The sequence below is a fragment of the Mycolicibacterium fluoranthenivorans genome (genome assembly GCF_011758805.1).
GTDB classification, from domain to species: domain Bacteria; phylum Actinomycetota; class Actinomycetes; order Mycobacteriales; family Mycobacteriaceae; genus Mycobacterium; species Mycobacterium fluoranthenivorans.
The window spans coordinates 66,187-91,376 of the sequence record NZ_JAANOW010000003.1 but is presented as its reverse complement, the minus strand read 5'-3'; the positions used below and the strand labels follow the sequence as shown (position 1 = coordinate 91,376).

Genomic DNA, 25,190 nt, shown 5'->3' with positions numbered 1-25,190 from the left:
GTGTCGCTAGCCGGTATGCGTCCACAGGCAGTACCCGGCCATCGAGATGTCGAACAGGCTGGGCAGCACCTGAAGTGAAAGCGGCTGTCCGGGTGAGCCTTCCGCGGTCACCGGGGGGCCGACGACGCCCGCGCTCACGACGGCGTGCTGGGTGGCGGCGCACCGGGCATCGGGTTCCAGAGGTGTCGCCGTCCAGGCGCCGGAGGCCAGGTTCGGGTTGCGCAGGCCTTCGCCATGCAGGGCCATGGCGGGACCGAAGCTGACCCAGCGGTCGCTGGGATCTCCGGGCGCGGTGACGGCCTGCCACCGTTGCCCCTGGCACACCAGCGGCAGAGATTGTCCGGGCAGCATCGTGGTGGCGCCGGTGAACTCGGACGGACACGGCAAATCCGGTTGCGGTGCAACGGGATCGGCCGACGCGACCGGTGGGAGAGCCAGCGCGGCGACGAGCAGGGCGCAGAGCGCGACGAGTCGGGACATCGCTACAGCTTGGTGAGGTCGGTCTTCATCAGCATGACGTTGTACTGGCTCCACAGCGACAGGTTCCAGTACAGGTCGGTGCCGGTGCCGGCGGTGGACGGCGACCAAGGGTGCAGCATGGGGGCGTAGATGCCGCCGTTCTGCTGGGTCATCAGCACCGTCGGCGCCGACCAGGTGCCCTCCGGGCTGTCCGACGTGCGCAGGATGATGTTGTTGAACTGGTCGGCGTGCAGCACCACGTACTTGCCGAGCGTCTGGTTGTACTGCACCGACATCTCACTGACCTGGTTGCCCGGCTTGCCGATTCCGCAGGCGCCCTTCTCCTGGCCGAAGACCGGGGTGGCCTTGGACGGATCGTTCTTGTACCAGCCGGCCTTGTAGGCGCCGATGCCGAAGATCCCGCCCTTGCTGCCCTTGCTGTAGAACTCGTACTTGCTGGCGTCGAGGATGTCCTTCTCCGCCACCCGGGACACATAGGCCGAACCCTGCCTGCCGTTCGGGGTGCCGTACGAGTAGACGTACCCGTCGCCGGGTCGGATCAGCGCGGCCTGCTGGAATTTCGCGTTGCCACCGAAGTTCGTCCGCACGCTCTTGGGTGAGATGTACCAGTTCTCGCCGTTGTCTTCGGAGTAGGCGATCGCCGAGTAGTTGGTGGTCCACTGCCCGGCCGCGCCCCAATGCTTGACCGACATGAAGCTCAGGTATTGCGTGGCACCGTATTTGGTGCCGGGGGTGGGTACGGAGATGCCCGCGGTGGGGATCAGTGTCACGCCGGTGGGCAGGCCGGACGGCAGCCGCTCGGGCAGGATGATCTGGCGCGCGTAGGTCTCACCCCACAGCGGCGAGCCGCCGAACATGTTGCCGTTGAGCCATTGTCCGGCCGGAATGGTCATGCCGTCGGACAGGTTGGTGTCGGAGCTGCGGAACAGGGTGTTGAGCCGCCACGTGCCCGTCATGTTGGGGCCGCCGAAGGTGTCGCCGAAGGCGATGAGAACCTGGTGCTCGTTGATCGGGGTGGTCGGATCGTCGGGGATTCCGTTGTCCCACATGGTGCCGACGTCGGTGCCCCAGATGCCGAACCGGTTGTAGGTGTCGTTCGGGGCGAAATTGCCGGTGACCCAGTCGACGAAGCTGGTCGACGGGCTCAATTGTTGTCCCGGATAGGGGAAGCCGGGTCGCGGGTTCACAGCGGTCGCGGCCAGCGCAAGGCTGGAGGTGTCGGCGGCGACACCACCGGTGGCCGCCGCGCTGCGTGGGTTGATGGCCGTCAGAAGGTGGTCGACCTCGCGGCGCGCGAACGCGAGCAGCGTCCAGCTCAGTACCGGCTGGACCGGGGAATTCGCGGTGTTGTTCAGCGCCCAGTCGAGCGCACCCGCGACCGCCTTCAGGACGGCCGTCACGGGCTTGCGCAGTACGGCGGGCACCGGCACCGGGGCGGTCGTGGTCGGGGCTGCCGTCTGCGAGGCCATGGTCAGGGCATTGGCGAAGACGGCGACCGAGGCCGCGGGTTGCACCGTCGAGGACACGGCCGAGGTGGTGGCTGCGGCCTTCGTCTCGCTCGGCGCCGGATCGGCCGGGGCGGTCGCGGTGGCGGTTTTCGCCGTCTTGGTGGTTGTGGTCGCAGCGGCGCGCGCGGTCTTCTTCGGCTTGGCCGGCTTCTCGGGCTCGGCTGTCTTCTCGGGTGTCTTGGTGGCTGTGCTTGAGCCGGTGTTGGTCTGGGCGCTGACCACCACGCCGTCAGCGGGCTGGGTGGTGGTGCCGGTCTTGAGGTCGGTGTCCTTGGAACCGGCGGGTTCGGTGCCTTTGGAACCGGCGGGTTCGGTCTCGGTCGACTCCGTGGTCTCGGCAGTCTTGGGGTCGGTACCGGTCTTGGGATCGGTCTTGTCGGCGGTCTTCGTGTCAGAGGTGGCGGTCTGGGTGCCTGCGGTGCTCGTGTCGTCGGCCGCCGCGATGCCGTGACCTGTGGCGATCGCCGTGCCCACACCCAAGGCCATGGCCAGGCCGCCGATCCGGCCGATATACGCCGCTGCGCCCATGCCTGCGTCCTCCGTCAATCGACTGGGGCACTCGTCAGTGCAACCCGCTCCATTTTCGCAGCGGAGACCACATTTGTTACACGAATCCCATCAGTCACTCAGACCGGCTTCGCGCAGTGCGTCCTCGTACAGGCTGATCGCCTCGTCGATGCCGGTGTCCACCCAGGCGTCCACGGCCGCGACCCGATCGGCGACCAGCTGGACCTGGTTGACCCACGTTTCGAAGCCCGAATCACGGCGCAGCGCGTCGAGCTGCGCCGTGCTGCCCTGAATCAGGAAGAAGCCCCCGAGTTCCACACTCTGCGGGCGCAGGATCACCGTGTCGAACCGCTCGATCCGCCCGTCACGGGCCGCCGCCTGCAGATAGTCGCGGGATTTCCGCAGCACATCCAGGGCGTTGGTCTCGCGACCCCGCGCCGGCAGCCCCCACGCCACCCAGAATCCGGCCTCGGCCATGACGGTTCCTCCCTGTCGGATGTCGACGAAGCTACACACGATCGATGCGCAGCGAGGTTCGGCAGCGACCTTAGACTCGAATGTATGACCGCACCGTTGTCCGTCGATCCTGCGGCCGTGCGGGCCGCGTCGGCGGCGCAGGCGCACCTCGCGTCGACGGTGGCCGGCCTCGATATCGGCGGTGCTATGGCCGCTGCCGCCGAAGGTGTGGCGAATCTGTCCTCCGGCGCGGCGTGCCGGCTCGCGGGGGAATCGTTCGCGGCGCAGGCGCAGCACATGACCGATGAGATGTCCGGCTACGCCACCAAGTTGGCGGCCGCCGCGTCCACCTACGAGCAGGCCGACGAGCAACTCGGCGGCCGACTGGGTGAGACCTTCCGCTGAATCACTGAGGGGCCTACGTCCGTCGCGGAAGGCCTTCGGGTTCTTCGGCCAAGGCCCAAAGACCCTACGCAGCGCGTCCGTTCCGGACTGGAATCACTACATGACCAGAACACTGAGCAGTCCTGCGACCGGTGCAGCCACCGGCTTGATGCGCGCCGCCGTCGTCACCGCCTTCGGTGAGCCGCTGGAGGTGCAGAGTCTCGAGCTGCCGACACCGGGTCCCGGTGAGGTGTTGGTCAAACTCGAAACCTCCGGCGTCTGTCACACGGATTTGCATGCCGCGCACGGTGATTGGCCCGTCAAGCCGCAGCCCCCGTTCGTTCCCGGGCATGAGGGATGCGGCACCGTCGTGGCGATCGGCGACGGCGTCGAGGATCTGAAAGTCGGCGACAAGGTCGGAAATGCCTGGCTTTGGTCGGCATGCGGGCACTGCGACTACTGCCGTACCGGGTGGGAAACGCTGTGCGAAGGTCAGCGCAACGGTGGCTACAGCGTCAACGGCAGCTTCGGCTCCTACATGCTGGTCAACGCCGCCTACGCGGCACGACTCCCGGAGGGCGCGGACCCGCTGGAATTGGCGCCGATCCTGTGTGCGGGCGTCACCGTGTACAAGGGTTTGAAAGTCACCGACACCCGGCCCGGTCAATGGGTGGCCATCTCGGGGATCGGCGGCCTGGGCCACATCGCCGTGCAATACGCCCGCGCGATGGGTCTGCGGGTGGTGGCGGTGGACATCGACGACACCAAGCTTGACTTGGCCACCCGCCTCGGTGCCGAGGTCGCCGTCAATGCCCGCACCTGCGATGTGGTGGCCGAAGTCCAGAAGGCCACCGGCGGGGTCCACGGAGTGTTGGTCACCGCGGTGCACCCGCAAGCGTTCGGTCAGGCGATCGGTCTGGCGCGCCGTGGCGGCACCATCGTGTTCAACGGGCTGCCTCCGGGCGAGTTCCCGGCCCCGATATTCGACATTGTGCTCAAGGGTCTGACCATCCGCGGATCCATCGTGGGAACCCGCCAGGACATGGTGGAGGCGTTGGACTTCTACGCGCGCGGGCTCATCCATCCGACCGTGCACAGCGCGCGCCTGGAGGACATCAACGAGATCTTCGCCCGGATGGAGTCCGGTCAGATCGACGGCCGGGTGGTCATCGACTACCGCTAGTACGACAGCCCGTCGGCGTAGCGCTTCCTGCGGTAACTGCGGCCGTTGCCGCGATTGCGGCTCTTGTACGTCGGCAGCTGAGAGTCGCAGTTCGGGCAGATGAGTCGCAGGTTCTCGCGGCGATTGTTGGTGGGGTTCCCGTCGATGTGGTCCAGGATCAAGACCAGCGGGAGGTCCCGCCACGTGCTTGCCCTGCCGCAGATTGCGCACCGGCCCGATTGGGCTTCGGCGAGATATGCGCGGATGTAGTGACCGCGACGACTGTCGACCCAAGCTTCGCCCGATTCGAGCCATACCTTTGTGTTCGCGTCACGCCGAACCAGTGCCTGACAGGCATTGCCGCAGTACATCTTCTGGCTGCGTTTGGAAAGCTCTGTGCCACAGCCGATGCAGTGCCGCATGGAGTCAAGCTACGGGCGGGCACCGACAAGTTGATGGCGAAGTGGAGCCCCCTATCGGGATTGAACCGATGACCTACATATTACAAGTATGTTGCTCTACCACTGAGCTAAGGAGGCGTTGGTACCGGGACAGCTTAGCGGGTCAGTCTTCGTGATCGATGACGCGCTGCGAGGTGACCGGACGAGGCGCGCCGCGCCGGTTGCGCTGTCGCGGCAACGGGATGCGGCCGGCGATATTGCTGAGCGGATTGACCACCTGGCTCAGCGTGATGACCGCCTCGTGCAGCGCATCGATGGTGGGTGCGAGGGCTTCCAGCCCGGGGGTCAACCGATTCAGGGTGTCGGCGACATCGGCCAGTTTGAGCAGCGGGCCGTCCGGGTCAGTGAGGGTGTCCAGAAGGCCACCCTCGGCGAGCAGTCGGTCGGCAACCCCTTCTTCGCGCAGTACCCGTTCGATCAGCCCGTCGTCGGCCAGCAGCTGATCCGCCAGGCCCCCGGGTGCGATCAGCCGTGACAACGCGCCGCTGTCGGTGGTGAGCCGGTCGATCAGGCCGCCCTCGGCGGTCACCTGTTCGACCAGGCCGCCGGGGGCCAGCGCCCGTCCGACCGGGCCGTTCTCGGACAGCAGCTGATCGGCGACGCCGTCCTGGCGCAGGGCCCGCTCGACCACACCGTCCTGCGCGAGCAACCGGTCCGCCAGACCGCCTGGCTCGATGACCCGGGACACCACGCCACCGCTGGCGGTGAGCCGGTCCATCAGGCCGCCCTCCGCGGTGAGCTGATCGATCAGCCCGTCCTTGGCCAGCGCGCGCGCCACCGGCCCGTTCTCGGCGGTCAGCCGGTCCATGAGCCCGCCCGGGGCGGTGAGCTGGTCGACCAGTCCGCCCTGGCGCAGCAGCTGATTGACCGGGCCCTCAGGGGCCAGTGCACGACCGAGCGGGGCGTCGTCATCCATCAGCCTGGCCAGCCGATTGGCCCGGTTGACGGCTTCGTCGAGGCCGAGCATGGCGGCGAACGAGGTGGCGCCGCTCATCTGATTCGGGTCGTTCAGCGAACGTTGGACAGTCTTGAGTGTCCCGCCGGCAATGCTCAATCCCAGGTCGGCAATGGCGAGTCCGAGCCGGACCGGAGCCGTGGCAAACTGCACGACGGTGTTGCCGAGGTTCATGGCGCCAGTCTAGGTGCGTGCGCACGGACCGCGCGGCCGGTCGAGGGGGTTATCCTCACATGGGACTCCCAGGTTCACAGGAATCTCACAGTGGGTATGCAGGATGAGTCCAAACGGCGGGTGGACAGTAGTTGTATGGCTATGGCGGCGGTACCTGAAAGCATTCCCGAAGCGCGGATCCTCGTGGTGGACGACGAGGTGAACATCGTCGAGCTGCTCTCGGTGAGCCTGAAGTTCCAAGGTTTCGAGGTGCACACCGCATCCAACGGACCGGCCGCGCTGGACAAGGCGCGCGAGGTCAAGCCCGACGCGGTGATCCTCGACGTGATGATGCCGGGGATGGACGGCTTCGGCGTGCTGCGTCGGCTGCGAGCCGACGGTATCGACGCCCCGGCCCTGTTCCTCACCGCCCGCGACACCTTGCAGGACAAGATCGCCGGGCTCACGCTCGGTGGCGACGACTACGTCACCAAGCCGTTCAGCCTGGAAGAGGTGGTGGCCCGGCTGCGGGTCATCCTGCGCCGCACCGGCCGCGGTATCGAGGAACCCCGCAATGCCCGGCTGACGTTCGCCGATATCGAACTCGACGAGGACACCCACGAGGTGTGGAAGGCCGGTGAGCCCGTCTCGTTGTCGCCGACGGAATTCACGCTGCTCCGCTACTTCATCATCAACGCCGGCACGGTGCTGTCCAAGCCCAAGATCCTCGACCATGTGTGGCGTTACGACTTCGGCGGCGACGTCAACGTCGTCGAGTCCTATGTGTCCTACCTGCGCCGCAAGATCGACACCGGTGAGAAGCGCCTGCTGCACACCCTGCGCGGTGTGGGTTACGTGCTGCGCGAGCCCCGCTGATTCTCCAACGCCCGGACGGCCGGGCCATCCCGGCCAACAATGAGTACATGACCGAACAACGCCGCCGCGGTGTACCGCTGCGGGTGGGCCTGGTCGCCGCCACCCTGGTGCTGGTGGCGTTCGGCCTGCTCGCCTCGGGGATCGCGGTCACCTCGATCATGTCGCACACCGAGGTCGACCGGATCGACCAGACCCTGTTGGATGCCTCGCGCAGCTGGGCGCAGGCGCCCCGGCGGATGCCCAACCAGCCCACGCTGACACCCGAAGATCCGAATCCGGGCCGGCCGCCGTCGAACTTCTATGTCCGGGGTATCGGCCCGGACGGCCGCATCTGGATGGCGGTCAACGACCGCGACGCCGAACCGGATCTGCCCGACGACAACAACGTCGGCCCGGTACCGGTCACGGTCGGCTCGGTCGACGGATCCAGGGTGGAATGGCGCGCCATGACGGTGCGCGGTCCGCACGGCGAGCTCACCACCGTCGCCATCGACCTCTCCGAGGTGCAGTCGACGGTTCGCGCTCTGATCTACGCCCAGGTGGGCATCGGCCTGGCGGTGCTGCTGGTGCTCGGTGTGGCCGGTTTCGCGGTGGTACATCGCAGCCTGCGGCCGCTGGTCGAGGTTGAGCAGACTGCGGCGGCCATCGCCGCGGGTGAATTGGAACGGCGTGTGCCGCAACGTGATCCGCGTACCGAGGTCGGCCGGCTCTCGCTCGCGCTGAATGGCATGCTCGCGCAGATCCAGCGTGCGGTGGCTTCATCGGACTCCTCCGCGGAAGCTGCCCGCGGTTCCGAGGAACGGATGCGGCGCTTCATCACCGATGCCAGCCACGAGTTACGGACGCCGCTGACCACCATTCGCGGCTATGCCGAGCTGTACCGGCAGGGCGCCGCACGAGATGTGGACATGCTGATGGGCCGTATCGAGAGCGAGGCCCGACGGATGGGTCTGCTCGTCGAGGATCTGCTGCTGCTGGCCCGTCTGGATGTGCAGCGCCCGCTCGAACAGAACCGGGTCGACCTGTTGGCCCTGGCCAGCGACGCCGTGCACGACGCCCAATCGGTGGCGCCCGCCCGCCATATCCGGATGGAAGTGTTCGACGGACCGGGCACACCCGAGGTGCTCGGTGACGAAGCCCGGCTGCGCCAGGTGCTGAGCAATCTGGTGGCCAACGCCCTGCAGCACACCCCGGAATCCGCGGGCATCACGGTGCGCGTGGGCACCGACGAGCAACACGCGGTGCTCGAGGTCTGCGACGAAGGGCCGGGGATGAGCAGCGAGGACGCCCAACGGGTCTTCGAGCGGTTCTACCGCGCCGACTCGTCGCGTACGCGCGCCAGTGGCGGCACCGGGCTGGGCCTGTCGATTGTCGACTCGCTGGTACACGCCCACGGCGGCACGGTGTCGGTGCGCACCGCCCCGGGCCACGGCTGCCAGTTCCGGGTGAACCTGCCGCGCATCGCGGAGGCGGCCGGAGCCGCGCCGGCGGTGACCGCCACGACCGGCGCGGATACCGTTCAGGCCAGCTGAGCCAGGGCGGCCTTGATCTTGGCCTGAGCCTCGTCGAGCGACTCCGCGGACGGATTGCGGTCGACGCCGGCGAAGCCGAAATCACTGAGATTGCGGGCGGGGAACACGTGCACGTGCAGATGCGGCACCTCAAGCCCGGCGATGATGAGGCCGGCGCGTTCGGCGTCGAACGCCGTGGTGACCGCCCTACCGATGAGCTGCGCCACCGACATCACCTTGTTGAACACCGCGGGATCCAGTTCCTGCCAGTTGTCCACCTCGGCCCGCGGCACCACCAGTGTGTGCCCCTGCGTCATCGGTTCGATGGTCAGGAACGCGACCACCTCGTCGTCCTCGTAGACGAAACGGCCGGGCAGATCCCCGTTGATGATCATGGTGAAGACGGTCGCCATGAGTACCGAGCATAGTCAGGGCGCAGCAAGCTCCCAGGCCGGCGGCAGTGTCGTGGCAGCTCGTCACGGGAGTGTGAACGATATGACCGAGCTGGCTCGCGCCCAGGCGGACGGGGGCTTGTTCCAGCCTGCGCGGGAAACCCCGGTTCTGGACATCGTCATCCCGGTGTACAACGAGGAACACGATCTGCCCGCCTGCGTGACCCAGCTGCATCGCTACCTCGCTGAGCAGGTGCCTTACGCCACCCGGATCACCGTCGCGGACAACGCAAGTACCGATTCGACCCTTGAGGTCGCGCGCCGGTTGGCGGCTGAACTGCCCGGTGTCGACGTGATCCATCTGGACCGCAAGGGCCGAGGCGGCGCCCTGTACACCGCGTGGATGGCCTCCCCGGCCACCGTGGTGGCTTATATGGACGTCGACCTCTCGACCGACCTCTCGGCGCTGATGCCGTTGGTCGCGCCGTTGATCTCGGGGCATTCGGATGTGGCGATCGGATCCAGATTGGCCGCGTCGGCGCGGGTGGTGCGCGGCCCGAAGCGTGAATTCATCTCGCGCTCCTACAACTTCATCCTGCGCGGCGCCCTCGGTGCACGGTTCTCGGACGCGCAGTGCGGGTTCAAGGCGGTGCGCGCCGACGTGGCCCGCCAGCTGCTGCCCTTGGTGGCAGACACCGGATGGTTCTTCGACACCGAGATGTTGGTGATCGCCGAGCGGGCCGGGCTGCGTATCCACGAGGTCCCGGTCGACTGGGTCGACGATCCCGACTCCCGCGTCGACATCCTTGCGACCACGATCGACGATCTCAAGGGCTGCTGGCGGGTGGGACGAGCGCTGGCCACCGGTGCCCTGCCGCTGCGCGAACTGCAGGCCAGTCTCGGGCGCGAGCCCCTGGTACCCGGCGTGCCGCCCGGCATGGTCGGCCAACTGGCCCGGTTCTGCATCGTCGGCGTGATCAGCACGGTCGCCTACGCCCTGCTGTTCATGGCGCTGCACGCGGCGATGGGCGCTCAGGCCGCCAACCTGACGGCCTTGCTGCTCACCGCGATCGGGAACACGACGGCCAACCGGGCGTTCACCTTCGGCATCCGTGGCCGCGCCGGCGTGGCCCGCCACCAGGCCGGCGGCCTGCTGGTCTTCCTCTTCGGGTTGGCGATCACCAGTGGGTCACTGCTGGTGTTGCACCACTTCGGTCTCACCAAGGACAAGGCGGTCGAACTGTCCGTGTTGGTGGTGGCGAACCTGGTGGCCACCCTGGTGCGCTTCGTCGCGCTGCGCCGGGCGTTCGGGGTGCATCGGCGCTAGCCGGGCTAGAGGATCGCGTCGGCGAGACGGTCGAGCTGCTCGACCCCGGCGGTCGTCGGATGGAACAGCAGTCGGTCGAACCCGAGAGCCCGATACCGTCGGACCGTGTCACGAGCCTCATCGGGCGAGCTGACCATATCGTCGACGTTCACCTGCGCGTACTCCGGGCTGAACCCGTAATACCTTGCCAGGTGGTCCTTTCCGGCGGCGATCGCCTGCTCGGGTCCGAGCCCGAAGTTCACCGACGCCTGCAGATACGGGTGGCCCCTACGGCCGGCGGCCGCCCAGCCGGAGCGAATGCGCTGGACCAGTTCGGCCTGGACGTCATAGTGGCGGACAGCGCCGGCGGCCCAGCCGTCGCCGACGGTCGTCACCCGCCGGACCGTGGCCGCCGACCGTCCGCCGAACAGCAAGGGAACCGATACGGGTGCGCACAACGGCGCATCGCCGGCGCCGGTCCAGAGCCGGCGCATCCGCTCGACCTGCTCGTCGAGGATCTTCCCTCGGCGGTCGAAGTCCGTTCCGGTGCTTGCATAGTCGTCGGGTCGGTTGCCCACACCCAGACCGACGACAAGTCGTCCGCCGGATATCTGCGCCACGCCGGCGATCTGCTTGGCCAGCGGCACCATCGGATACACCGGGGCGAGAAGGACATTCGTCACCAGCGTCACGTCGGTGGTGGCGCCGGCCGCGGCGGCCAGTGAGATGAGCGAGTCGAGACCCGGGTAGCACAGCCGGTCGATCGTGGTGACGGATTCGAACCCGCGTTCTTCGGCGCGGCGCGCCCACTCCGTGATGCCTGTACCCGCCACCCCGGCAATGTGGTTCGGCAACCCGATTCCCAGTTTCACAGCGCGTCCTTCGTTTCGGTCGTGTTGAGCGCGGCGGCATTGCCGGTCAGATTCATGGTGTTCAGCATTGGTCGGTTGCGCGAATCCAGCCAGGGATTCGCATCGAAACGGCAAAAATAGGCGACAAAGACCTCACGGGCGTAGTGTTATCGACACCATGGAGCGTCTCGACGGTCAAATTCTGCACGCTCTGCAGATCGCTCCTCGGGCGCCCTTCCGGCGGATCGCCGAGGTCATCGGCGCCGGCGAGCAGACGGTCGCCCGGCGCTATCGGGCGCTGCGCCGCGACGGCGTACTCAGGGTGATCGGAGTGGTGAACCCGAGGGTCTACGGCGAGTGCCAGTGGATCGTGCGGGTGCGCGCCAAACCGGACAACGTACCCAAGCTGGCGGAGGCGTTGGTTCGTTGGCCCGAGGTGACGCACGCCAATGTGCTGTCCGGCGGTACCGAGCTGATCTGCGTTGTCCGTGCGCCGATCGGTGATACCGGCGACGGCTTGCTGCACCGGCTACCCCGCACGTCTGCGGTTCTCGATGTCCGAGTGAACTTGGTGCTCAAGGTGTTCGGGCAGGCATCCAGTGGTCACTGGACCGGCCACGGCCGCCCGCTCAGTGCGGCGCAGATCGCCGCGTTGCAACCGTCGGAGGCCGCACACCCGAATCGACCTGGCCCACCGTCCCCCGATGACCAGCGGCTGATCGACGCGTTGGCCGATGACGGGCGTATCTCTGACAGTGCGTTGGCCGCACTCACCGGGTGGTCACCGGCGCGGGTCAAGCGCCGGTTGGCGGCACTACAGGACTCCGACACCCTGTCCTACGACCTCGATGTGCTACCCGAACTACTCGGATACACGCTCAACGCGACCATGTGGATCTCGACCTCACCACGACATCTCACCACGACGGCCGAACAGATCGTGGTGCACGACGAAGTGGCCTCGGTCGTCGCGATCAGTGGCTCGGCCAACCTGATGGTCGTGGTGATATGTCGCGACGTCGAGCACTTCTATCGCTACCTGGCCGAGCGACTGGCCACCGTCGACCACATCCTGGCCTATGACGTCAGCATCCGCAGCAAGCGGCTCAAACAGGTCGGCTCGCTGATCGCGCACGGCCGGTTGATCCGTGCGAACTAACCGCCGATCAACGCGTGCACGTCCTCGATCGCATACGGCGGCGTGTCCTTGTGATCCCGGTAGCCGATGAATCCTGTTTCGGGCCGGGCGAACTCACCGACGAATCCGCCGGCGGCGATGAAGATCCGGCCGGTGATGTGCTCGGCGAGGTCACTGACCAGATAGCCGTAGGTGGGGGCGACGTACTCGGGCGGGGCGGCATCCAGCGCACCCTGGGCGCTGACGTCGTCGAGCAGTCCCCGCCGGTTCAGCTCGGCGATGTGTTGCTCGTAATCCGAGCCTTCGGACAGCCGGGTACGTGCACCCGGGCAGACCGCATTCGCCCGCACCCCGTGCTCTTTGAGTTCGGCTGCGAGGGCCAGCGTCAGGCTGTTGACCCCGCCCTTGCCGGCCGGATATCCCGTACCGCCGTAGTCGCCGAGGAAGGCGAACGAACTGGTGTTCACGATGGCGCCGGAGCCCTGCCGGACCATCTGCGGTGCGGCGGCGCGGCAGGTCTCGAATGCCGTCAGCAGGTGTGCGTCGAGTAGGTCGCGGAACTGTGCCGAGGTGACGTTCAGGATGGATGATCCGGTGGGCTCTGGGGTGCCCGCGCAGTTGACCAGGATATCGATGCGCCCGTACGCAGCCACGCACGCGTCGATCAGGCCGTCGGCGACGTCCGGGTCGGCCGGCGATCCTGCGACGCCGAGACCCGAGACACGCTGTGCCGCGTCGTCGGTGGCTTCCCGGTGGCGGCCGTTGACCACCACCGACGCACCCTGGGATGCCAGTAGCTCGGCGACGGCCAGGCCGATCCCGCGGGTCCCGCCGACCACGACGGCAGCGCGGCCGGCCAGCAGATCGCTAATCGGCGTGCTCCGCCTCGGTGAACTCCATGGCATCCATGTTCCAGTAGCCGCGCAGATTGGTGATCAGGCCGGCGTCATTCACCCGGTAGGTGAATACGCCGCGCACACTGGCGACGAAGCCGTTCGGAAACTCGGTGCGCAGCACCAGGATGTAGGCGATCTCGGCCGGCGAGCTGGACGGGAACGTTGCCTCGCGGGTGACGGTCAGCTTGTTGGGCCCGATATTGGTGTCGTAGAACGCTGCCAGCGCTTCTTTGCCGCGCACCCCGGTGCCGCTCGGATTGGTGACCGCCTCCCCGATCGGGTCCTCGACCAGGATGTCGTCGGCCATCAGAGCCAGCCAGCCTTCGCGGTCGCCGGACTGCACGCAACGCCAGGACGCCTCGGATGCGATGACGACGGGTGACTCGGTCATGGTGTCCTTTCAGCGATTTCGGCGCGCCTACCCGCGGTCCTCGCAGGTAAGCGCGCCGAAATCACACTCAGCGATCGGCGTCCGTGTAGCGGATGACACCGCGGATGTTGCGGCCCTCCAGCATGTCGGCGTAGCCGTCGTTGATCTGCTCCAGCTTGTATTGGCGGGTGACCATGTCGTCGAGGTTGAGCCGGCCGGCCTTGTACATCGACAGCAGCTGCGGGATGTCGTGATGCGGGTTGCCGCCACCGAATATGGTGCCCTGTAGGCGCTTCTGCAGCAGGGTCAACATCGACAGGTTCAACTTCACATCGTTGCTGGCCATGTTCGCGACGGCGGTGGCCACGACGGTGCCGCCCTTGGCGGTGATGTTCATGTAGTGGTCGATGTCCTCGCCCTTGAGCTCACCGACCGTGACGATGGTCTTGTGCGCCATCCGGCCCTGCGTGACCTCGGCGACGCCGGCCATCGCGCTGAAGATGTCGGGGTAGGCGTGCGTCGCGCCGAACTTGAGTGCGTTGTCGCGTTTGAACTCAACCGGGTCCACCGCGAAGACGTTGCGCGCGCCGGCGTTGAGCGCACCCTGCAGGGCGCCGGTGCCGACACCGCCGACACCGACGATGACGACATCGTCACCGGGGCGCACGTCACCGCTGCGGACCGCGGAGCCGTAGCCGGTGGTCACACCGCAGCCGACCAGGCAGGCGACCTCGAAGGGGATGGACGGGTCGATCTTCACCACCGAGCTCTTGTGCACCACCATGTAGGGGCTGAAGGTGCCCAGCAGGGTCATCGGAATGACCGGCTGGCCGTTCTTGACGGCGTGGATGCGATACGTGCCGTCCGACACCGCGGTGCCGGCGAGTAGTCCCGCGCCCAGGTCGCACAGGTTGCGCAGGCCTTCCTGACATGCGGGACATTCACCGCAGGAGGGGATGAACGACAGCACGACGTGGTCACCGGGTGCGATGTGGTCGACTCCGGGGCCGACCTCGGTGACGATGCCGGCGCCCTCGTGGCCGCCGAGCACCGGGAATCCCGCCATCGGGATATCGCCGGTGACCAGGTGATGGTCCGAATGGCACATGCCCGAAGCTTCCATCTGGATCTTGACCTCGTCCTTGACGGGGTCACCGATCTCGATTTCCTCGATCGACCACGGCTGGTTGAATTCCCAGATCAGAGCGCCTTTGGTCTTCATATCTCCTGCTTTCGACGAGAGCCTCGAACTCCAGACTAGAGCCTCTAGTTAGCCACATCACACTGCCCCCAAGCAACTGCTTGGTGGTGATTCACCAGAGCGGAACGGGCGCCTCGCCGAGGGGGTAGTAGCCGGGCAACTTCTCGCCGGCCAGCGAGCGCTCGATGCGCTTCTGCATGGTCGGGGTGAGATCACCCGAGGTGATCAGGTCCATGAACGCCTTCTGCACGTGCCCGAAGTCGAAGAAGTCGCGCTGCCATTCGATGAGCAGCTGGTCGTTGAGCCGGAACCAGCTGCCGCCGATGCCGTAGATCTCGTCGGTGCTGCCGTCGGACTTGTTGGCGATCTGCTTCCAGAAGCCGACGATCTCGTTCTGCTTCTCGTCGATGAGCACCTTCTGGTACTCGTAGACCCAGTTCTCCAGGCCTTCCATCTCCAGACCGAGCGCGACATCGCGGATCTCGTCCCGGCCGATGCACATGACGTCTTCTTTGGGGCCGATGTTCCAGCCGTAGGTGGCGTCCTCGGTATAGAAGTCCGCCAACGGTTTCCAGTCGCCGGCCTGCTCGGCGTCCTGGTTCGCCTTGAGCCAGCGCTCGGTCCAGTCCTCTAGTTGTTCACGTGACGCCATTGTCGTTGTCTCCTAGTCTTTTTCGATCAGGGTAAGAGCTCGGGTGGGGCACATGTCGACGGCCATCTCGACGGCCTCGCGCAGCTCATCTGCGGGTTCGGAGTCGAGGATCTCGACGACACCGCGCTTGGGCACCCGGAAGACATCCGGCGCCTCCAGTTCGCACATGGCGTGCCCCTGGCACAGATCCTCGTCGAGTTCCACGCGGTAGCAACCCATCGGGACCTACTCCTTGACGCGCTTGCGGTAGCGCACCTTCGCCGGCCGGGCCAGCTGCACCACCATCTTGGAGTGGTCGTTGCGGTAGCTCTCCGGAGGCTGCGCCATCTCGAACTCGTACTCGCGCAACAGCACCGAGAAGATCGCCTTGATCTGCATCTGCGCGAACGCCGCACCCACGCACCGGTGCCGGCCGGCACCGAAGGGGATCCAGGTCCACCGGTTGATCAGGTCTTCCTGGCGCGGCTTGTTGTAGCGGTCCGGGTCGAAGGCATCCGGGTTGGGGAAGTCCTCGGGGATGCGATTGGAGATCGCCGGCGAGGCGGCCACCATCTGGCCCTTGTGGATCGGGTGTCCCGCGACCTCGAACTCGTCCTGGGCGACCCGCATCAGGATGATCAGCGGCGGATGCAGGCGCAGGGTCTCCTTGAGCGCGTTGTCGATGTTCGGAATCTGGCGCAGCGCATGGAAACTCACCTCCTGGCCGTCGGCATACAGCTCGTCGAGCTCGTTCTGGACCTTGGTGTAGAAGTCGGGGTTGCGCAGCAGCTCGATCAGCGTCCAGCTCGACGTGCCCGAGCTGGTGTGGTGCCCGGCGAACATCAACGAGATGAACATCCCGGTGACCTCATTGGCGGTGAAGCGCGGATTGCCGTCCTCATCCTTGATCGAGACCAGCACGTCCAGCAGATCGCGATCGCTCTTGTCGGTAGGCGGGTTCGCGATTCGGCCGTTCATGACCTCCTGCACCAACTCCACCAGGCTGGCGCGGGCCTCGTCGCGAATGCGGAAGCTCTCGATAGGCAGGTAGGGGTCGACATAGCAGAGCGGATCGGTACCGCGCTCGAGCAGGTGGTAATAGTTCGCGAACCGCGAGTCCAGCTGGTTGCGGAACTTCTGGCCGATCAGGCAGGCCGTCGAGGTGTAGATGGTCAGCTCGGCGAAGAACTCCAGGAGATCTATCTCGCCGCTCTCGCCCCATCCTTGGATCATCTTGCGGACTTCGTTCTCGATGGTGGCCGCGTGGCCCTTCATCTGCTCACCGCGCAGGGCGGTGTTGTGCAGCATCTCGGCCCGGCGCTCTGGGTCGGCATCGAACACCACACCCTCGCCGAAGATCGGCGTCATGAACGGGTAGGCCTCGGCCTGATTGAGCTCGCTGTCGGTGGACCGGAAGAAGAACTCATTAGCTTCCGCGCCGGACAGCAGCACCACCTGCTTGTCGGCAAGCTGGAACCAGCCGGCGTCACCGCACTCCTCGCGGATCCGCCACATCAGCCCGATGGGGTCGGTGCGGAACTCCTCCAGGTGGCCGTGCTCCTCCTCGCCACCGGAAACGCGTTCCACCTCTTTGAGATCACTCACAGTGCTGAACCCCCTGTCGCTTCGCTCCCGCCCGCCGAAGCAGGCATCCCTTCTTCACCGAGCGCGAGCTTCTGGCGGTCCTTGACGTCGGCCAGCGGAGCCTCGGGCTGGAGTTCCATGTTCGCGATGAAGCCGCCGCGCGGCGTCTCGGCGACGAACGTGATGGCCCGCGCGAGATCGTCTGCGCGCAGGAAATAGTCGTGACGCGCCTGACCCCACTTGGCCCAGTCCTCCAGCGCGGGTCCGATCAACTCGGCGGGCAGGCTCCAGCCCATCGACGTCTTGGTCGGTCCGGGATGCACGATCGAGGCGCGCACGCCCGTGCCTTCCAGCTCCATCTGGTAGTTGGTCACCATCGCGACCAGGGCGGCCTTGGCGGCCCCGTAGGCACCCATGTGCGGCCGCTGACGCAGTGCCACATCGGATCCGACGAAGATGAGGTCACCGCGCCGGCGTTCGATCATGCCGGGCAGCACCGCGGTGGCGAGCCGGTTGGCGCCGACCAGGTGAATCTGGATCTGGGACTCGAACTGTTCGGTGCTGATCGAGTCGAGCTTGCCGAAGTAGGTGTCGCCGGCGCCGGCCACCAGCACCTCGATCTCGCCGAGGTCGGAGGTGGTCTGCTCGACGGCGGCCTTCACCGAATCCGGGTCGGTGACATCGAGGTGCACGGCGATGGCCTCGCCGCCGTCGGCGCGGATCTTGCCGACGATCTCGTCGAGCTTCTCCACTCGGCGGGCACCGAGTGCCACCGGAAAACCGTTGCGGGCGAGCCTGATCGCGGTCGCCTCGCCGATACCGGAGGAGGCGCCGGCGACCAGTGCCGGACGACGGGCGGGCAGGGGATCGAAACGAGGCATTCAGCGGGCCTTTCAGCGGGGCTGGACGGTCATGGGTAGGTGAGCGAATCCGCGGACGCTGCTGGAGTGGACGCGGACGGCGTTGGCCTCGTCCACCTCGTACCCACGGATTCGCTTGAACAACTCGGTCAGTGCCACCCGGGCCTCCATGCGCGCCAGGTGTGCGCCGAGGCAGAAGTGGGCGCCGCTGCCGAAACTCACCAGCTTCGGACCGATCTCACGGTCGATGCGGTATTCGTCGGGGTTCTCGAAGACGCGTTCGTCGCGGTTGGCGGAGCCGATCAGCAGGACCAGCACATCGCCCGCCGGAACGGTGGTGTCGTAGAAGGTGAGGTCCTCGCTGACCAGACGGGCCAGGATCTGGCTGGAGGCGTCATAGCGCAGTGTCTCTTCGACCCACGGGGTGACCAGGTCGTGGTTGTCGAACACCGGGGCCAGTTGGTCGGGGAACTTGGCACCCCAATATGCGGCATTGGCAAGCAATTTGGTGGTCGTCTCGTTACCGGCAACCACCATGAGGAACAGAAACGCCATGATCTCGTCATCGGTGAGCCGGTCGCCGTCGATCTCGGCCTCGACCAGTGCCGAGGTCAGATCGTCGGAGATGTTCTTGCGGCGCTGCTTGACCATGTCGGCGTAGTAGACCAGCAGTTCGCCGGAGGCCTCGATGGCTGAAGCGGGTACATCCGGCATCCCGTCCTCCCGGTGCATCACGCCGTCGGCGAGCGCGCGGATCCGCACCCGGTCCTCGTCCGGCACTCCCATCAGCTCGGAGATGACGTCCATCGGCAACTTGCCCGCGAAATCGTCGACATAGTCGAATGTGGTGCTCTGCAGCGCAGCGTCCAGATGCTGGTGGGCGATCTCGGTGACCCGGCCCTCCAGTTCGCGGATGCGCCGCGGCGTGAAGCCTTTGGACACCAGCGTGCGCAGCCGGAGATGCCCGGGATCGTCAAGTGCCAGAAAGGACATCACGCGGTGGGCTTCCTCATTGCGTGAGATCGGATCCAGGGACACGCCATGGCGGTTGGACAGGGTGACGCTGTTGCGAAAACCCGCCAGCACGTCGCTGTGCCGCGACAGCGCCCAGAAGTTGCGTTGTTCGTTGTGGTACAGCGGGGCTTCATCGCGCAACCGCTTGTAATACGGGTACGGGTCCTCGTGGAAGTCGTAATCGTAGGGGTCGAGGATCGGCTCGACGGTGTTGAGGCTCATGTGTCATCTCCGAGGAGGAGGCCGACCACATAGCTCAGGCGATCGGCGATCTGGTGGTAGGTGAAGGCGCCGCTGCCGGCATTGACCAACGCGCCGAAGTACGTCATCTCGAGGGCGGAGACGACGCGGGGGTCTGCTTCCGGTCCGACGGCCGACCGGATACGCCGGTGGATCTCGGAGCCGATCCGATCACGCACTTTGCGTACTGTGGGGTCGCCACCGGTCAGCAGGGCCGCGGTGCACGCCGCGGCGACCTCGGGTTCGTCGGCGACCACCAGGGCCAGACTGCGCAGCGCCTGTTGTACCCGGCTGGTCAGGCTGTCGTTGACGTCGGTGAAATAGGGCACCTGCTTGACGAGGTCGAGGTAGACCTCGGCGATCAGATGGTTCTTCGACGAGAAGTAGGTGTAGGCCGTGGCCGGGGCGACCTTGGCGCGGGCGGCGACGGCACGCACCGTCAGATCCGAGTAGGACGACTCGCGCAGCATCTCCATCCCGGCAGTCAGGACCTTGCGGAAGGTCTCCTCCTGGCGGCGGTTACGCGGCGTCTCCGCTGTTTCGCTTGTGGCGGCTACCACGGCATCGCTGGACACATGTCCAAGTTATCGGATATTGCCGGTCTGCGGCAAGTCTCAGAGTCAAAGGTGCAGGAAAATAGTGCTATTCGCGATGTGGAAGTAATCCGGTCTTGCCACTGCGACTGGGCTGCGGTTATGGTTCGAAGGAGTGTTGCCGGACAGTTGTCCAGGAACGAACCGGCTGGGATGGCTGGATGGATGTAAGGGGAGAGTGCGGATGTCGCTGATCGCCGACCGCGAGAGCCGATTGCTCATCGACGGCAAGCTGGTCACCGGAAGTGCGGGCACGTTCGAGACCGTCAACCCCGCCACCGAGGAAGTTCTCGGGGTGGCGGCGAACGCTGATCACGCGGATATGTCGGCCGCGATCGGGGCAGCCCGGGCGGCCTTCGACGACAGCGATTGGTCCACCAACACCGAGCTGCGCGTGCGTTGCCTGCGCCAATTGCGCGAGGCTCTGCAGGCGAACGTAGAAGAACTGCGGGAACTGACGATCGCCGAGGTGGGTGCGCCGCGCATGCTGACCTCGGGTGCCCAGCTGGAAGGGCCGATCGATGACCTGGCGTTCTGCGCCGACACCGCGGAGAGCTACCAGTGGCGCACCGAGCTCGGCTATGCGACACCACAGGGAATCCCGACCAACCGCACCGTCGCCCGGGAGGCTGTCGGCGTCGTCGGTGCGATCACTCCCTGGAACTTCCCGCACCAGATCAATCTCGCCAAGGTGGGACCGGCGCTGGCGGCCGGCAACACCCTGATCCTCAAGCCGGCCCCGGATACCCCGTGGGCCGCCGCGGTGCTCGGCGAGATCGTCACCGAGCACACCGATTTCCCACCCGGGGTGTTCAACATCGTCACCTCCGATGACCACGGTGTCGGCGCGCTGCTGTCCAAAGACCCACGGGTGGACATCGTTTCGTTCACCGGATCGACCAACACCGGACGTGCCGTGATGGCCGATGCCGCGGTCACCATCAAGAAGGTGTTCCTCGAACTCGGCGGCAAGTCGGCGTTCCTGGTGCTCGACGACGCGGACCTGGGCGGCGCGTGCGCGATGGCGGCCTTCACCGTTGCCATGCACGCCGGACAGGGCTGCGCGATCACCACCCGGCTGGTCGTGCCGCGGGCCCAGTACGACGCCGCCGTCGAGGCGGCGGCGGCGACCCTCGGCGGTATCAAGCCGGGCGATCCGAACAGCAAACGCACCGTCTGTGGCCCGGTGATCTCGGCCCGGCAGCGCGATCGTATCCAGGGCTATCTGGACTCGGCGATCGCCGAGGGTGGCCGGTTCGCCTGTGGCGGCGGACGGCCGGCGGACCTGGACACCGGTTACTTCATCGAGCCGACCGTCATTGCCGGCCTGGACAATTCGGCCCGGGTATCCCGCGAAGAGATCTTCGGCCCGGTACTGACGGTCATCGCCCACGACGGTGATGACGATGCGGTACGCATCGCCAACGATTCGCCCTACGGCCTGTCGGGCACGGTGTTCTCCGGTGACGACGCTCGTGCGCAGGCGGTCGCCTCGCGGCTGCGCGTCGGCACGGTCAATGTCAACGGCGGCGTCTGGTATTCGGCCGATGCTCCATTCGGTGGCTACAAGCAGTCCGGAATCGGCCGCGAGATGGGCGTGGCCGGCTTCGAGGAATATCTGGAAACCAAGCTCATCGCGACCCTCGCGACCTAGAGCGAATACACACCAACATTGCCGGCCCCGCCGGCGTGGCGAGAGGAAATCATGGGGCAGTTCGACAATAAGGTGTCCATCGTCACCGGTGCCGGCGGCGGTATCGGCCAGGCCTACGCCGAGGCGCTGGCCCGGGAAGGCGCGGCGGTCGTCGTCGCCGATATCAACCTCGAGGGCGCCCAGAAGGTCGCCGACGGTATCAAAGGGGAGGGCGGGACCGCGCTCGCGCTGCCCGTCGACGTGTCGGATCCGGTGTCGGCCAAGGCGATGGCGGACCAGACGCTGGCCGAATTCGGTGGTATCGACCACCTGGTGAACAACGCCGCCATCTTCGGCGGAATGAAGCTGGACTTCCTGCTCACCGTCGACCCCGAGTACTACAAGAAGTTCATGAGCGTCAATCTCGACGGTGCGTTGTGGTGTACCCGGGCGGTCTACAAGAAGATGGCCAAGCGCGGTGGCGGGGCGATCGTCAACCAGTCCTCCACGGCGGCATGGCTTTACTCGAACTTCTACGGTTTGGCCAAGGTCGGTATCAACGGTCTCACCCAGCAGCTCTCCCGCGAGCTCGGCGGCCAGAACATCCGGATCAACGCCATCGCCCCGGGACCGATCGACACCGAAGCCAACCGCAGCACCACTCCGCAGGAGATGGTCGCGGATATCGTCAAGGCCATCCCGCTGTCGCGGATGGGGCAGCCCGAGGACCTGGTCGGCATGCTTCTGTTCCTGCTCTCCGATCAAGCCAACTGGATCACCGGCCAGATCTTCAACGTCGATGGCGGACAGATCTTCCGGGCATGAGCGAGCTGAGACTGGGGTACATCGGCCTGGGCAACCAGGGCGCACCGATGGCCAGAAGGCTGGTCGACTGGCCCGGCGGACTCACGGTGTTCGATGTGCGCACCGACGCGATGACACCCTTCGCCGAATCGGGCGCGACGGCGGCGGGCGACATCGCCGAGGTGGCCAAGGCTGATGTCATCAGTGTCACCGTGCTCACCGACGCGCAGGTGCGTGACGTCGTCGGCCGGCTGGCTCAGCACGCCACGCCGGGCACGGTGATCGCGATCCACTCCACGATCGAGCCGAACACCGCGGCTGAGCTTGCCGAGCAGTTGCGGTCCAAGGGCATCCATGTGGTCGACGCGCCGGTCAGTGGTGGCGCAGGTGCCGCCGACAAGGGCGAGTTGGCTGTCATGGTGGGCGCGAGCGACGAAGCCTACGAATTGGTCAAGCCGGTGTTCAAGAAATGGGCGTCGATGGTGGTGCGTGCCGGCGAGCCCGGCGCGGGTACCAGGATGAAGCTGGCTCGCAACATGCTCACGTTCATCGGGTTCGCGGCCGCATGTGAGGCGCAGCAACTGGCCGAGGCGTCCGGTATCGATCTGCAGAAGCTGGGCCGGGTGGTGCGCCACAGCGACGCACAGAGCGGCGGGCCCGGGGCCATCATGGTGCGCGATGACACCAGGCAGCTGACTCCCGACCACTGGATATATGACATGTTCATCCACACCCGCGGTCTGGCGGAGAAGGACCTGACGCTCGCACTCGGGCTGGGCGAGGTTGTGGGAGTGGATCTTCCGCTGGCCAAGGTGGCGCTGGACCGCCTGGCCGACGGCCTCGGCGTACCGCACACGAAGGAGTGACGCAGTGAGTTCTGACGATCGTCGCCAGCAGGGCCTGCAGAAGATGAACGAGGTCTACGGCTGGGAGATGCCCGATATCCAGGGCGACCCGTACTTCGACCTGACCGTCGAACACCTCTTCGGCACCATCTGGACCCGGCCGGGGTTGTCGATGCGGGACAAGCGCCTGCTGACGCTCGCCGCGGTGACGGCGGTGGGAAATTCGGATCTGGCCGAGATCCAGATCAACGCCGCACTGCACAACGGGGAGATCACCGCGGAGGAACTCAAAGAGGTGTCGGTGTTCCTGACCCACTACCTCGGGTTCCCGTTGGGTTCCAAGCTGGACGGCGCGGTGAGCAAGGTGGTGCGGCAGCGTAAGAAGGCGGCCGAGCGCGGTGCCGGCGAGGACAAGAAGGGCAATGTCAACGCCGCGGTGAAGATGCATTCCGGGGGCAGCGTCGATGAACAGTAGATATGCCGCGCTGACACGCGACGAGCTGGCGACCCTGGTCCCGGAGTTGCTGCTGATCGGCCAGTTGATCGACCGGTCCGGAATGGCATGGTGCATATCGTCGTTCGGCCGTGAGGAAATGCTGCAGATCGCCATCGAGGAGTGGGCGGCCTCCAGTCCGCTGTACACCAGGCGGATGCAGAAGGCGCTCAAGTACGAGGGCGTGGACATCTTCACGCTCTTCAAGGGCCTGCAGCTCGATATCGGCGCGCCGCCGCAGTTCATGGACTTCCGCTATATCGTGCACGACCGCTGGCACGGCGAGTTCTATCTGGACCACTGCGGTGCGCTGCTCGACGTCGAACCGATGGGCGACGATTACGTCAAAGGCATGTGCCACGACATCGAGGACCCCACCTTCGATGCCACCGCGCTGGCCACCAACCGCAAGGCGCAGGTCCGGCCCATCCACCGGCCGCCCAGGACGCCGTTGGACCAGCATCCGCACTGCCGCTGGACCGTCATCATCGACGAGTCCTACCCGCCAGCGCCGTTCATCCCGGCGATGGACATCGTGGGTGCCACCCATGCTCACTCGATCGAGCTGGATCCGATCGACCCGAACGACGAAGGTATGGCCGACTATTCGGGCGATCTGCTCGCCGACGTCGACTTCGGTGCGTTCTCCCACTCGGCGCTGGTCCGGATCGCCGATGAGGTCTGCATCCAGATGCACCTATTGGTCAAGTCGTTCACGATTGCCGTGGAGAAGCGCGCCAAGGACGATGTGGCCCTCGCGCGGTCGATCCGCACGAAGCAGTTGATCGGCATCGCCGGTGTGGCCGCCTCGCGAATTCACAAGGCGCTCAAGCTCAGCACGGACGTACGCGGCGCGTTGCGGGTGCTCGAACTGCACCCGCTGCTCAACCCGGCCGCCTATGTGTCCGCCGATGTCGACCCGGATTTCGTGCACGTGCGCCGCTCGCCGGCCTATGCGGACGGCTCATGGATCTCGCTGGTCTCACCGGTGGCCGACGCCCCGCTGCAGGCGATCGTGGCGGCGGTCGATCCCCATCTGCGTGCCGCGGTGTCCGGTACCGAGTCGGACTGGACCGTGCGCGTCATCGAGACCGACACCGCGGCCAAGAAGCATCCCGAGGTCGAGGTCTGCGAGTTCAGTGGCGGTGCGTCCTGGGTGTTCGAGGAGCGCAAGTCGCTGCCGTTGACCGTCGTGTGATCACCTGATCACAGAGTCACCGTCGCCACGCCGCCCGTGGGGAAAGCCGGCCGCGCCACTTTGCCGATGCCGATCCAGGTATTCGCGTCCCTCACACCGGCCTCAGCGCCGGAGCGACCCAGCGTCGCAGGTAGGCGCGCAACTCGGCCCCGGTGCGCGGGGGGCGACCCGGGTCGACGACGAACGACTGGATGATGCGCAGCAGGTACTCGGCGAGCTCGTCGAGATCGGCGTCGTCGAACCCGGCGGCCGCCCAATCCACGTCGAAACGTCGTACCACCGACTGTGCGAACTGCAGGGCGATATCCGAGGTCATCGATTCGGTGAGGGCAGGGGAGCGGCCGGGCGCCAGCAGCAACCCAATGTGCTTGTCCTTGGGTAGCCACTCCAATGCGGTCGCGATCGCCTCCACGGCGGCGTCCATCGGATCGGTCATGCCCTGGATGTGGGACGCGAGGCGCTCCAGGAAATCGGCGGCTGCGACCACACCGGCCTGCATCAGCAGCGCATCGGTGCTGGGAAAATACCGATAGACGGTCTGGCGGGTGACACCCAGCGTGCGCGCGACATCGGCGATCGAGAAGTCTGCGCCGCGTTCGTCGATGGCCTTGCCGGCGGCGGCCAGAATGCGCGCGACCGCCTCCTCATCGCTCGCCGGGGCGGCGCCGGACCAGCCGTGGGTTCGCAC

At 66.3% G+C, this 25,190-nt stretch carries 28 protein-coding genes and 1 tRNA gene; 11 read left to right on the top strand and 18 right to left on the bottom strand.

Annotated elements, in window-relative coordinates:
- Positions 1 to 6: 6 nt before the first annotated feature.
- From FHU31_RS23755 to FHU31_RS23745, 3 genes are all read right to left on the bottom strand, one after another.
- Positions 7 to 480 (bottom strand): hypothetical protein, encoded by a 474-nt coding sequence (locus tag FHU31_RS23755; RefSeq protein ID WP_167163196.1) that lies wholly within the window; start codon positions 478 to 480, stop codon positions 7 to 9.
- 2 nt (positions 481 to 482) lie between these two features.
- On the bottom strand, positions 483 to 2,516 hold the full coding sequence (locus FHU31_RS23750) for a glycoside hydrolase family 183 protein (protein WP_167163194.1): 2,034 nt from the start codon (positions 2,514 to 2,516) through the stop codon (positions 483 to 485).
- A 90-nt stretch (positions 2,517 to 2,606) separates the two neighbouring features.
- On the bottom strand, positions 2,607 to 2,972 hold the full coding sequence (locus FHU31_RS23745) for a hypothetical protein (protein ID WP_167163192.1): 366 nt from the start codon (positions 2,970 to 2,972) through the stop codon (positions 2,607 to 2,609).
- Between the two features lie 84 nt (positions 2,973 to 3,056).
- Here FHU31_RS23745 and FHU31_RS23740 point away from each other — a divergent pair, with 84 nt between their 5' ends.
- Positions 3,057 to 3,356, top strand: coding sequence for a type VII secretion target (locus FHU31_RS23740; RefSeq protein ID WP_167163191.1), 300 nt, complete (start codon positions 3,057 to 3,059; stop codon positions 3,354 to 3,356).
- 100 nt (positions 3,357 to 3,456) lie between these two features.
- A complete protein-coding gene (gene adhP, locus FHU31_RS23735; RefSeq protein ID WP_167163189.1) occupies positions 3,457 to 4,518 on the top strand; it encodes an alcohol dehydrogenase AdhP in 1,062 nt (353 codons plus the stop codon).
- Here the strand turns inward: adhP and FHU31_RS23730 are convergent.
- From FHU31_RS23730 to FHU31_RS23720, 3 genes are all read right to left on the bottom strand, one after another.
- The gene (locus FHU31_RS23730) at positions 4,515 to 4,919 is read right to left on the bottom strand and encodes an HNH endonuclease (protein WP_167163187.1); all 405 of its coding nucleotides are present in this window, start codon (positions 4,917 to 4,919) and stop codon (positions 4,515 to 4,517) included. The two genes, adhP and FHU31_RS23730, sit on opposite strands and share 4 nt — an antisense overlap.
- A 42-nt stretch (positions 4,920 to 4,961) precedes the next feature.
- A tRNA-Thr gene (locus tag FHU31_RS23725) sits at positions 4,962 to 5,036 on the bottom strand.
- A gap of 25 nt (positions 5,037 to 5,061) precedes the next feature.
- Positions 5,062 to 6,087, bottom strand: coding sequence for a hypothetical protein (locus FHU31_RS23720; protein WP_167163185.1), 1,026 nt, complete (start codon positions 6,085 to 6,087; stop codon positions 5,062 to 5,064).
- Positions 6,088 to 6,222: 135 nt separating this feature from the next.
- Between FHU31_RS23720 and FHU31_RS23715 the strand changes: the two genes are divergently transcribed.
- Together FHU31_RS23715 and FHU31_RS23710 are read left to right on the top strand one after the other, a co-directional pair.
- The gene (locus tag FHU31_RS23715; RefSeq protein ID WP_024453738.1) at positions 6,223 to 6,942 is read left to right on the top strand and encodes a response regulator transcription factor; all 720 of its coding nucleotides are present in this window, start codon (positions 6,223 to 6,225) and stop codon (positions 6,940 to 6,942) included.
- A gap of 47 nt (positions 6,943 to 6,989) precedes the next feature.
- Positions 6,990 to 8,474, top strand: coding sequence for a sensor histidine kinase (locus tag FHU31_RS23710; protein WP_167163183.1), 1,485 nt, complete (start codon positions 6,990 to 6,992; stop codon positions 8,472 to 8,474).
- Here FHU31_RS23710 and FHU31_RS23705 read toward each other — a convergent pair.
- Entirely contained in the window at positions 8,462 to 8,866 is a 405-nt protein-coding gene (locus FHU31_RS23705) for an HIT family protein (protein ID WP_167163181.1), read from the bottom strand. The two genes, FHU31_RS23710 and FHU31_RS23705, sit on opposite strands and share 13 nt — an antisense overlap.
- 82 nt (positions 8,867 to 8,948) lie before the next feature.
- Here FHU31_RS23705 and FHU31_RS23700 point away from each other — a divergent pair, with 82 nt between their 5' ends.
- On the top strand, positions 8,949 to 10,172 hold the full coding sequence (locus tag FHU31_RS23700) for a bifunctional glycosyltransferase family 2/GtrA family protein (protein WP_167163179.1): 1,224 nt from the start codon (positions 8,949 to 8,951) through the stop codon (positions 10,170 to 10,172).
- A 5-nt stretch (positions 10,173 to 10,177) separates the two neighbouring features.
- Here the strand turns inward: FHU31_RS23700 and FHU31_RS23695 are convergent, their stop codons facing one another.
- Complete coding sequence (locus tag FHU31_RS23695; protein ID WP_167163177.1) at positions 10,178 to 11,023, bottom strand: LLM class flavin-dependent oxidoreductase; 846 nt, start codon at positions 11,021 to 11,023, stop codon at positions 10,178 to 10,180.
- Positions 11,024 to 11,180: 157 nt separating this feature from the next.
- Between FHU31_RS23695 and FHU31_RS23690 the strand changes: the two genes are divergently transcribed.
- A complete protein-coding gene (locus tag FHU31_RS23690; protein ID WP_167163175.1) occupies positions 11,181 to 12,161 on the top strand; it encodes an Lrp/AsnC family transcriptional regulator in 981 nt (326 codons plus the stop codon).
- On the opposite strand, the gene FHU31_RS23685 is transcribed toward FHU31_RS23690, so the two are convergent.
- The 9 genes from FHU31_RS23685 to FHU31_RS23645 form a co-directional block, all read right to left on the bottom strand.
- Positions 12,158 to 13,045 (bottom strand): SDR family NAD(P)-dependent oxidoreductase, encoded by an 888-nt coding sequence (locus FHU31_RS23685; RefSeq protein ID WP_167163173.1) that lies wholly within the window; start codon positions 13,043 to 13,045, stop codon positions 12,158 to 12,160. The two genes, FHU31_RS23690 and FHU31_RS23685, sit on opposite strands and share 4 nt — an antisense overlap.
- Positions 13,008 to 13,427 (bottom strand): nuclear transport factor 2 family protein, encoded by a 420-nt coding sequence (locus FHU31_RS23680; RefSeq protein WP_167163171.1) that lies wholly within the window; start codon positions 13,425 to 13,427, stop codon positions 13,008 to 13,010. The genes FHU31_RS23685 and FHU31_RS23680 overlap by 38 nt, the downstream gene beginning before the upstream one ends.
- A 67-nt stretch (positions 13,428 to 13,494) precedes the next feature.
- Positions 13,495 to 14,628, bottom strand: coding sequence for an NDMA-dependent alcohol dehydrogenase (locus FHU31_RS23675; protein ID WP_167163169.1), 1,134 nt, complete (start codon positions 14,626 to 14,628; stop codon positions 13,495 to 13,497).
- A 91-nt stretch (positions 14,629 to 14,719) separates the two neighbouring features.
- Positions 14,720 to 15,259, bottom strand: coding sequence for a nuclear transport factor 2 family protein (locus tag FHU31_RS23670; RefSeq protein ID WP_167163167.1), 540 nt, complete (start codon positions 15,257 to 15,259; stop codon positions 14,720 to 14,722).
- A 12-nt stretch (positions 15,260 to 15,271) separates the two neighbouring features.
- Positions 15,272 to 15,478 carry a ferredoxin gene (locus tag FHU31_RS23665; protein ID WP_167163165.1) on the bottom strand — a complete coding sequence of 69 codons (207 nt, stop codon included), beginning with the start codon at positions 15,476 to 15,478 and terminating at the stop codon, positions 15,272 to 15,274.
- A gap of 6 nt (positions 15,479 to 15,484) precedes the next feature.
- Complete coding sequence (locus FHU31_RS23660) at positions 15,485 to 16,843, bottom strand: lanosterol 14-alpha demethylase (RefSeq protein ID WP_167163163.1); 1,359 nt, start codon at positions 16,841 to 16,843, stop codon at positions 15,485 to 15,487.
- Entirely contained in the window at positions 16,840 to 17,703 is an 864-nt protein-coding gene (locus FHU31_RS23655) for an SDR family oxidoreductase (RefSeq protein WP_167163161.1), read from the bottom strand. The genes FHU31_RS23660 and FHU31_RS23655 overlap by 4 nt, the downstream gene beginning before the upstream one ends.
- 12 nt (positions 17,704 to 17,715) lie before the next feature.
- The gene (locus tag FHU31_RS23650; RefSeq protein WP_167163159.1) at positions 17,716 to 18,918 is read right to left on the bottom strand and encodes a cytochrome P450; all 1,203 of its coding nucleotides are present in this window, start codon (positions 18,916 to 18,918) and stop codon (positions 17,716 to 17,718) included.
- Positions 18,915 to 19,511 carry a TetR family transcriptional regulator gene (locus FHU31_RS23645; protein WP_167163157.1) on the bottom strand — a complete coding sequence of 199 codons (597 nt, stop codon included), beginning with the start codon at positions 19,509 to 19,511 and terminating at the stop codon, positions 18,915 to 18,917. Before FHU31_RS23645 ends, FHU31_RS23650 begins: the two co-directional genes overlap by 4 nt.
- A gap of 202 nt (positions 19,512 to 19,713) precedes the next feature.
- Here FHU31_RS23645 and FHU31_RS23640 point away from each other — a divergent pair, with 202 nt between their 5' ends.
- The 5 genes from FHU31_RS23640 to FHU31_RS23620 are packed head-to-tail and all read left to right on the top strand — an operon-like array spanning position 19,714 to position 24,502.
- Positions 19,714 to 21,183, top strand: a complete 1,470-nt coding sequence (locus FHU31_RS23640; RefSeq protein WP_167163155.1) for an aldehyde dehydrogenase — start codon at positions 19,714 to 19,716, stop codon at positions 21,181 to 21,183.
- Between the two features lie 51 nt (positions 21,184 to 21,234).
- Entirely contained in the window at positions 21,235 to 21,987 is a 753-nt protein-coding gene (locus tag FHU31_RS23635) for an SDR family oxidoreductase (protein ID WP_167163153.1), read from the top strand.
- The gene (locus FHU31_RS23630) at positions 21,984 to 22,832 is read left to right on the top strand and encodes an NAD(P)-dependent oxidoreductase (protein ID WP_167163151.1); all 849 of its coding nucleotides are present in this window, start codon (positions 21,984 to 21,986) and stop codon (positions 22,830 to 22,832) included. Before FHU31_RS23635 ends, FHU31_RS23630 begins: the two co-directional genes overlap by 4 nt.
- Positions 22,833 to 22,875: 43 nt before the next feature.
- Complete coding sequence (locus tag FHU31_RS23625; protein WP_090354410.1) at positions 22,876 to 23,286, top strand: carboxymuconolactone decarboxylase family protein; 411 nt, start codon at positions 22,876 to 22,878, stop codon at positions 23,284 to 23,286.
- Complete coding sequence (locus FHU31_RS23620) at positions 23,276 to 24,502, top strand: PDZ domain-containing protein (protein ID WP_167163149.1); 1,227 nt, start codon at positions 23,276 to 23,278, stop codon at positions 24,500 to 24,502. Before FHU31_RS23625 ends, FHU31_RS23620 begins: the two co-directional genes overlap by 11 nt.
- A 91-nt stretch (positions 24,503 to 24,593) precedes the next feature.
- On the opposite strand, the gene FHU31_RS23615 is transcribed toward FHU31_RS23620, so the two are convergent.
- Positions 24,594 to 25,190 carry a TetR/AcrR family transcriptional regulator gene (locus FHU31_RS23615; protein WP_167163147.1) on the bottom strand — a complete coding sequence of 199 codons (597 nt, stop codon included), beginning with the start codon at positions 25,188 to 25,190 and terminating at the stop codon, positions 24,594 to 24,596.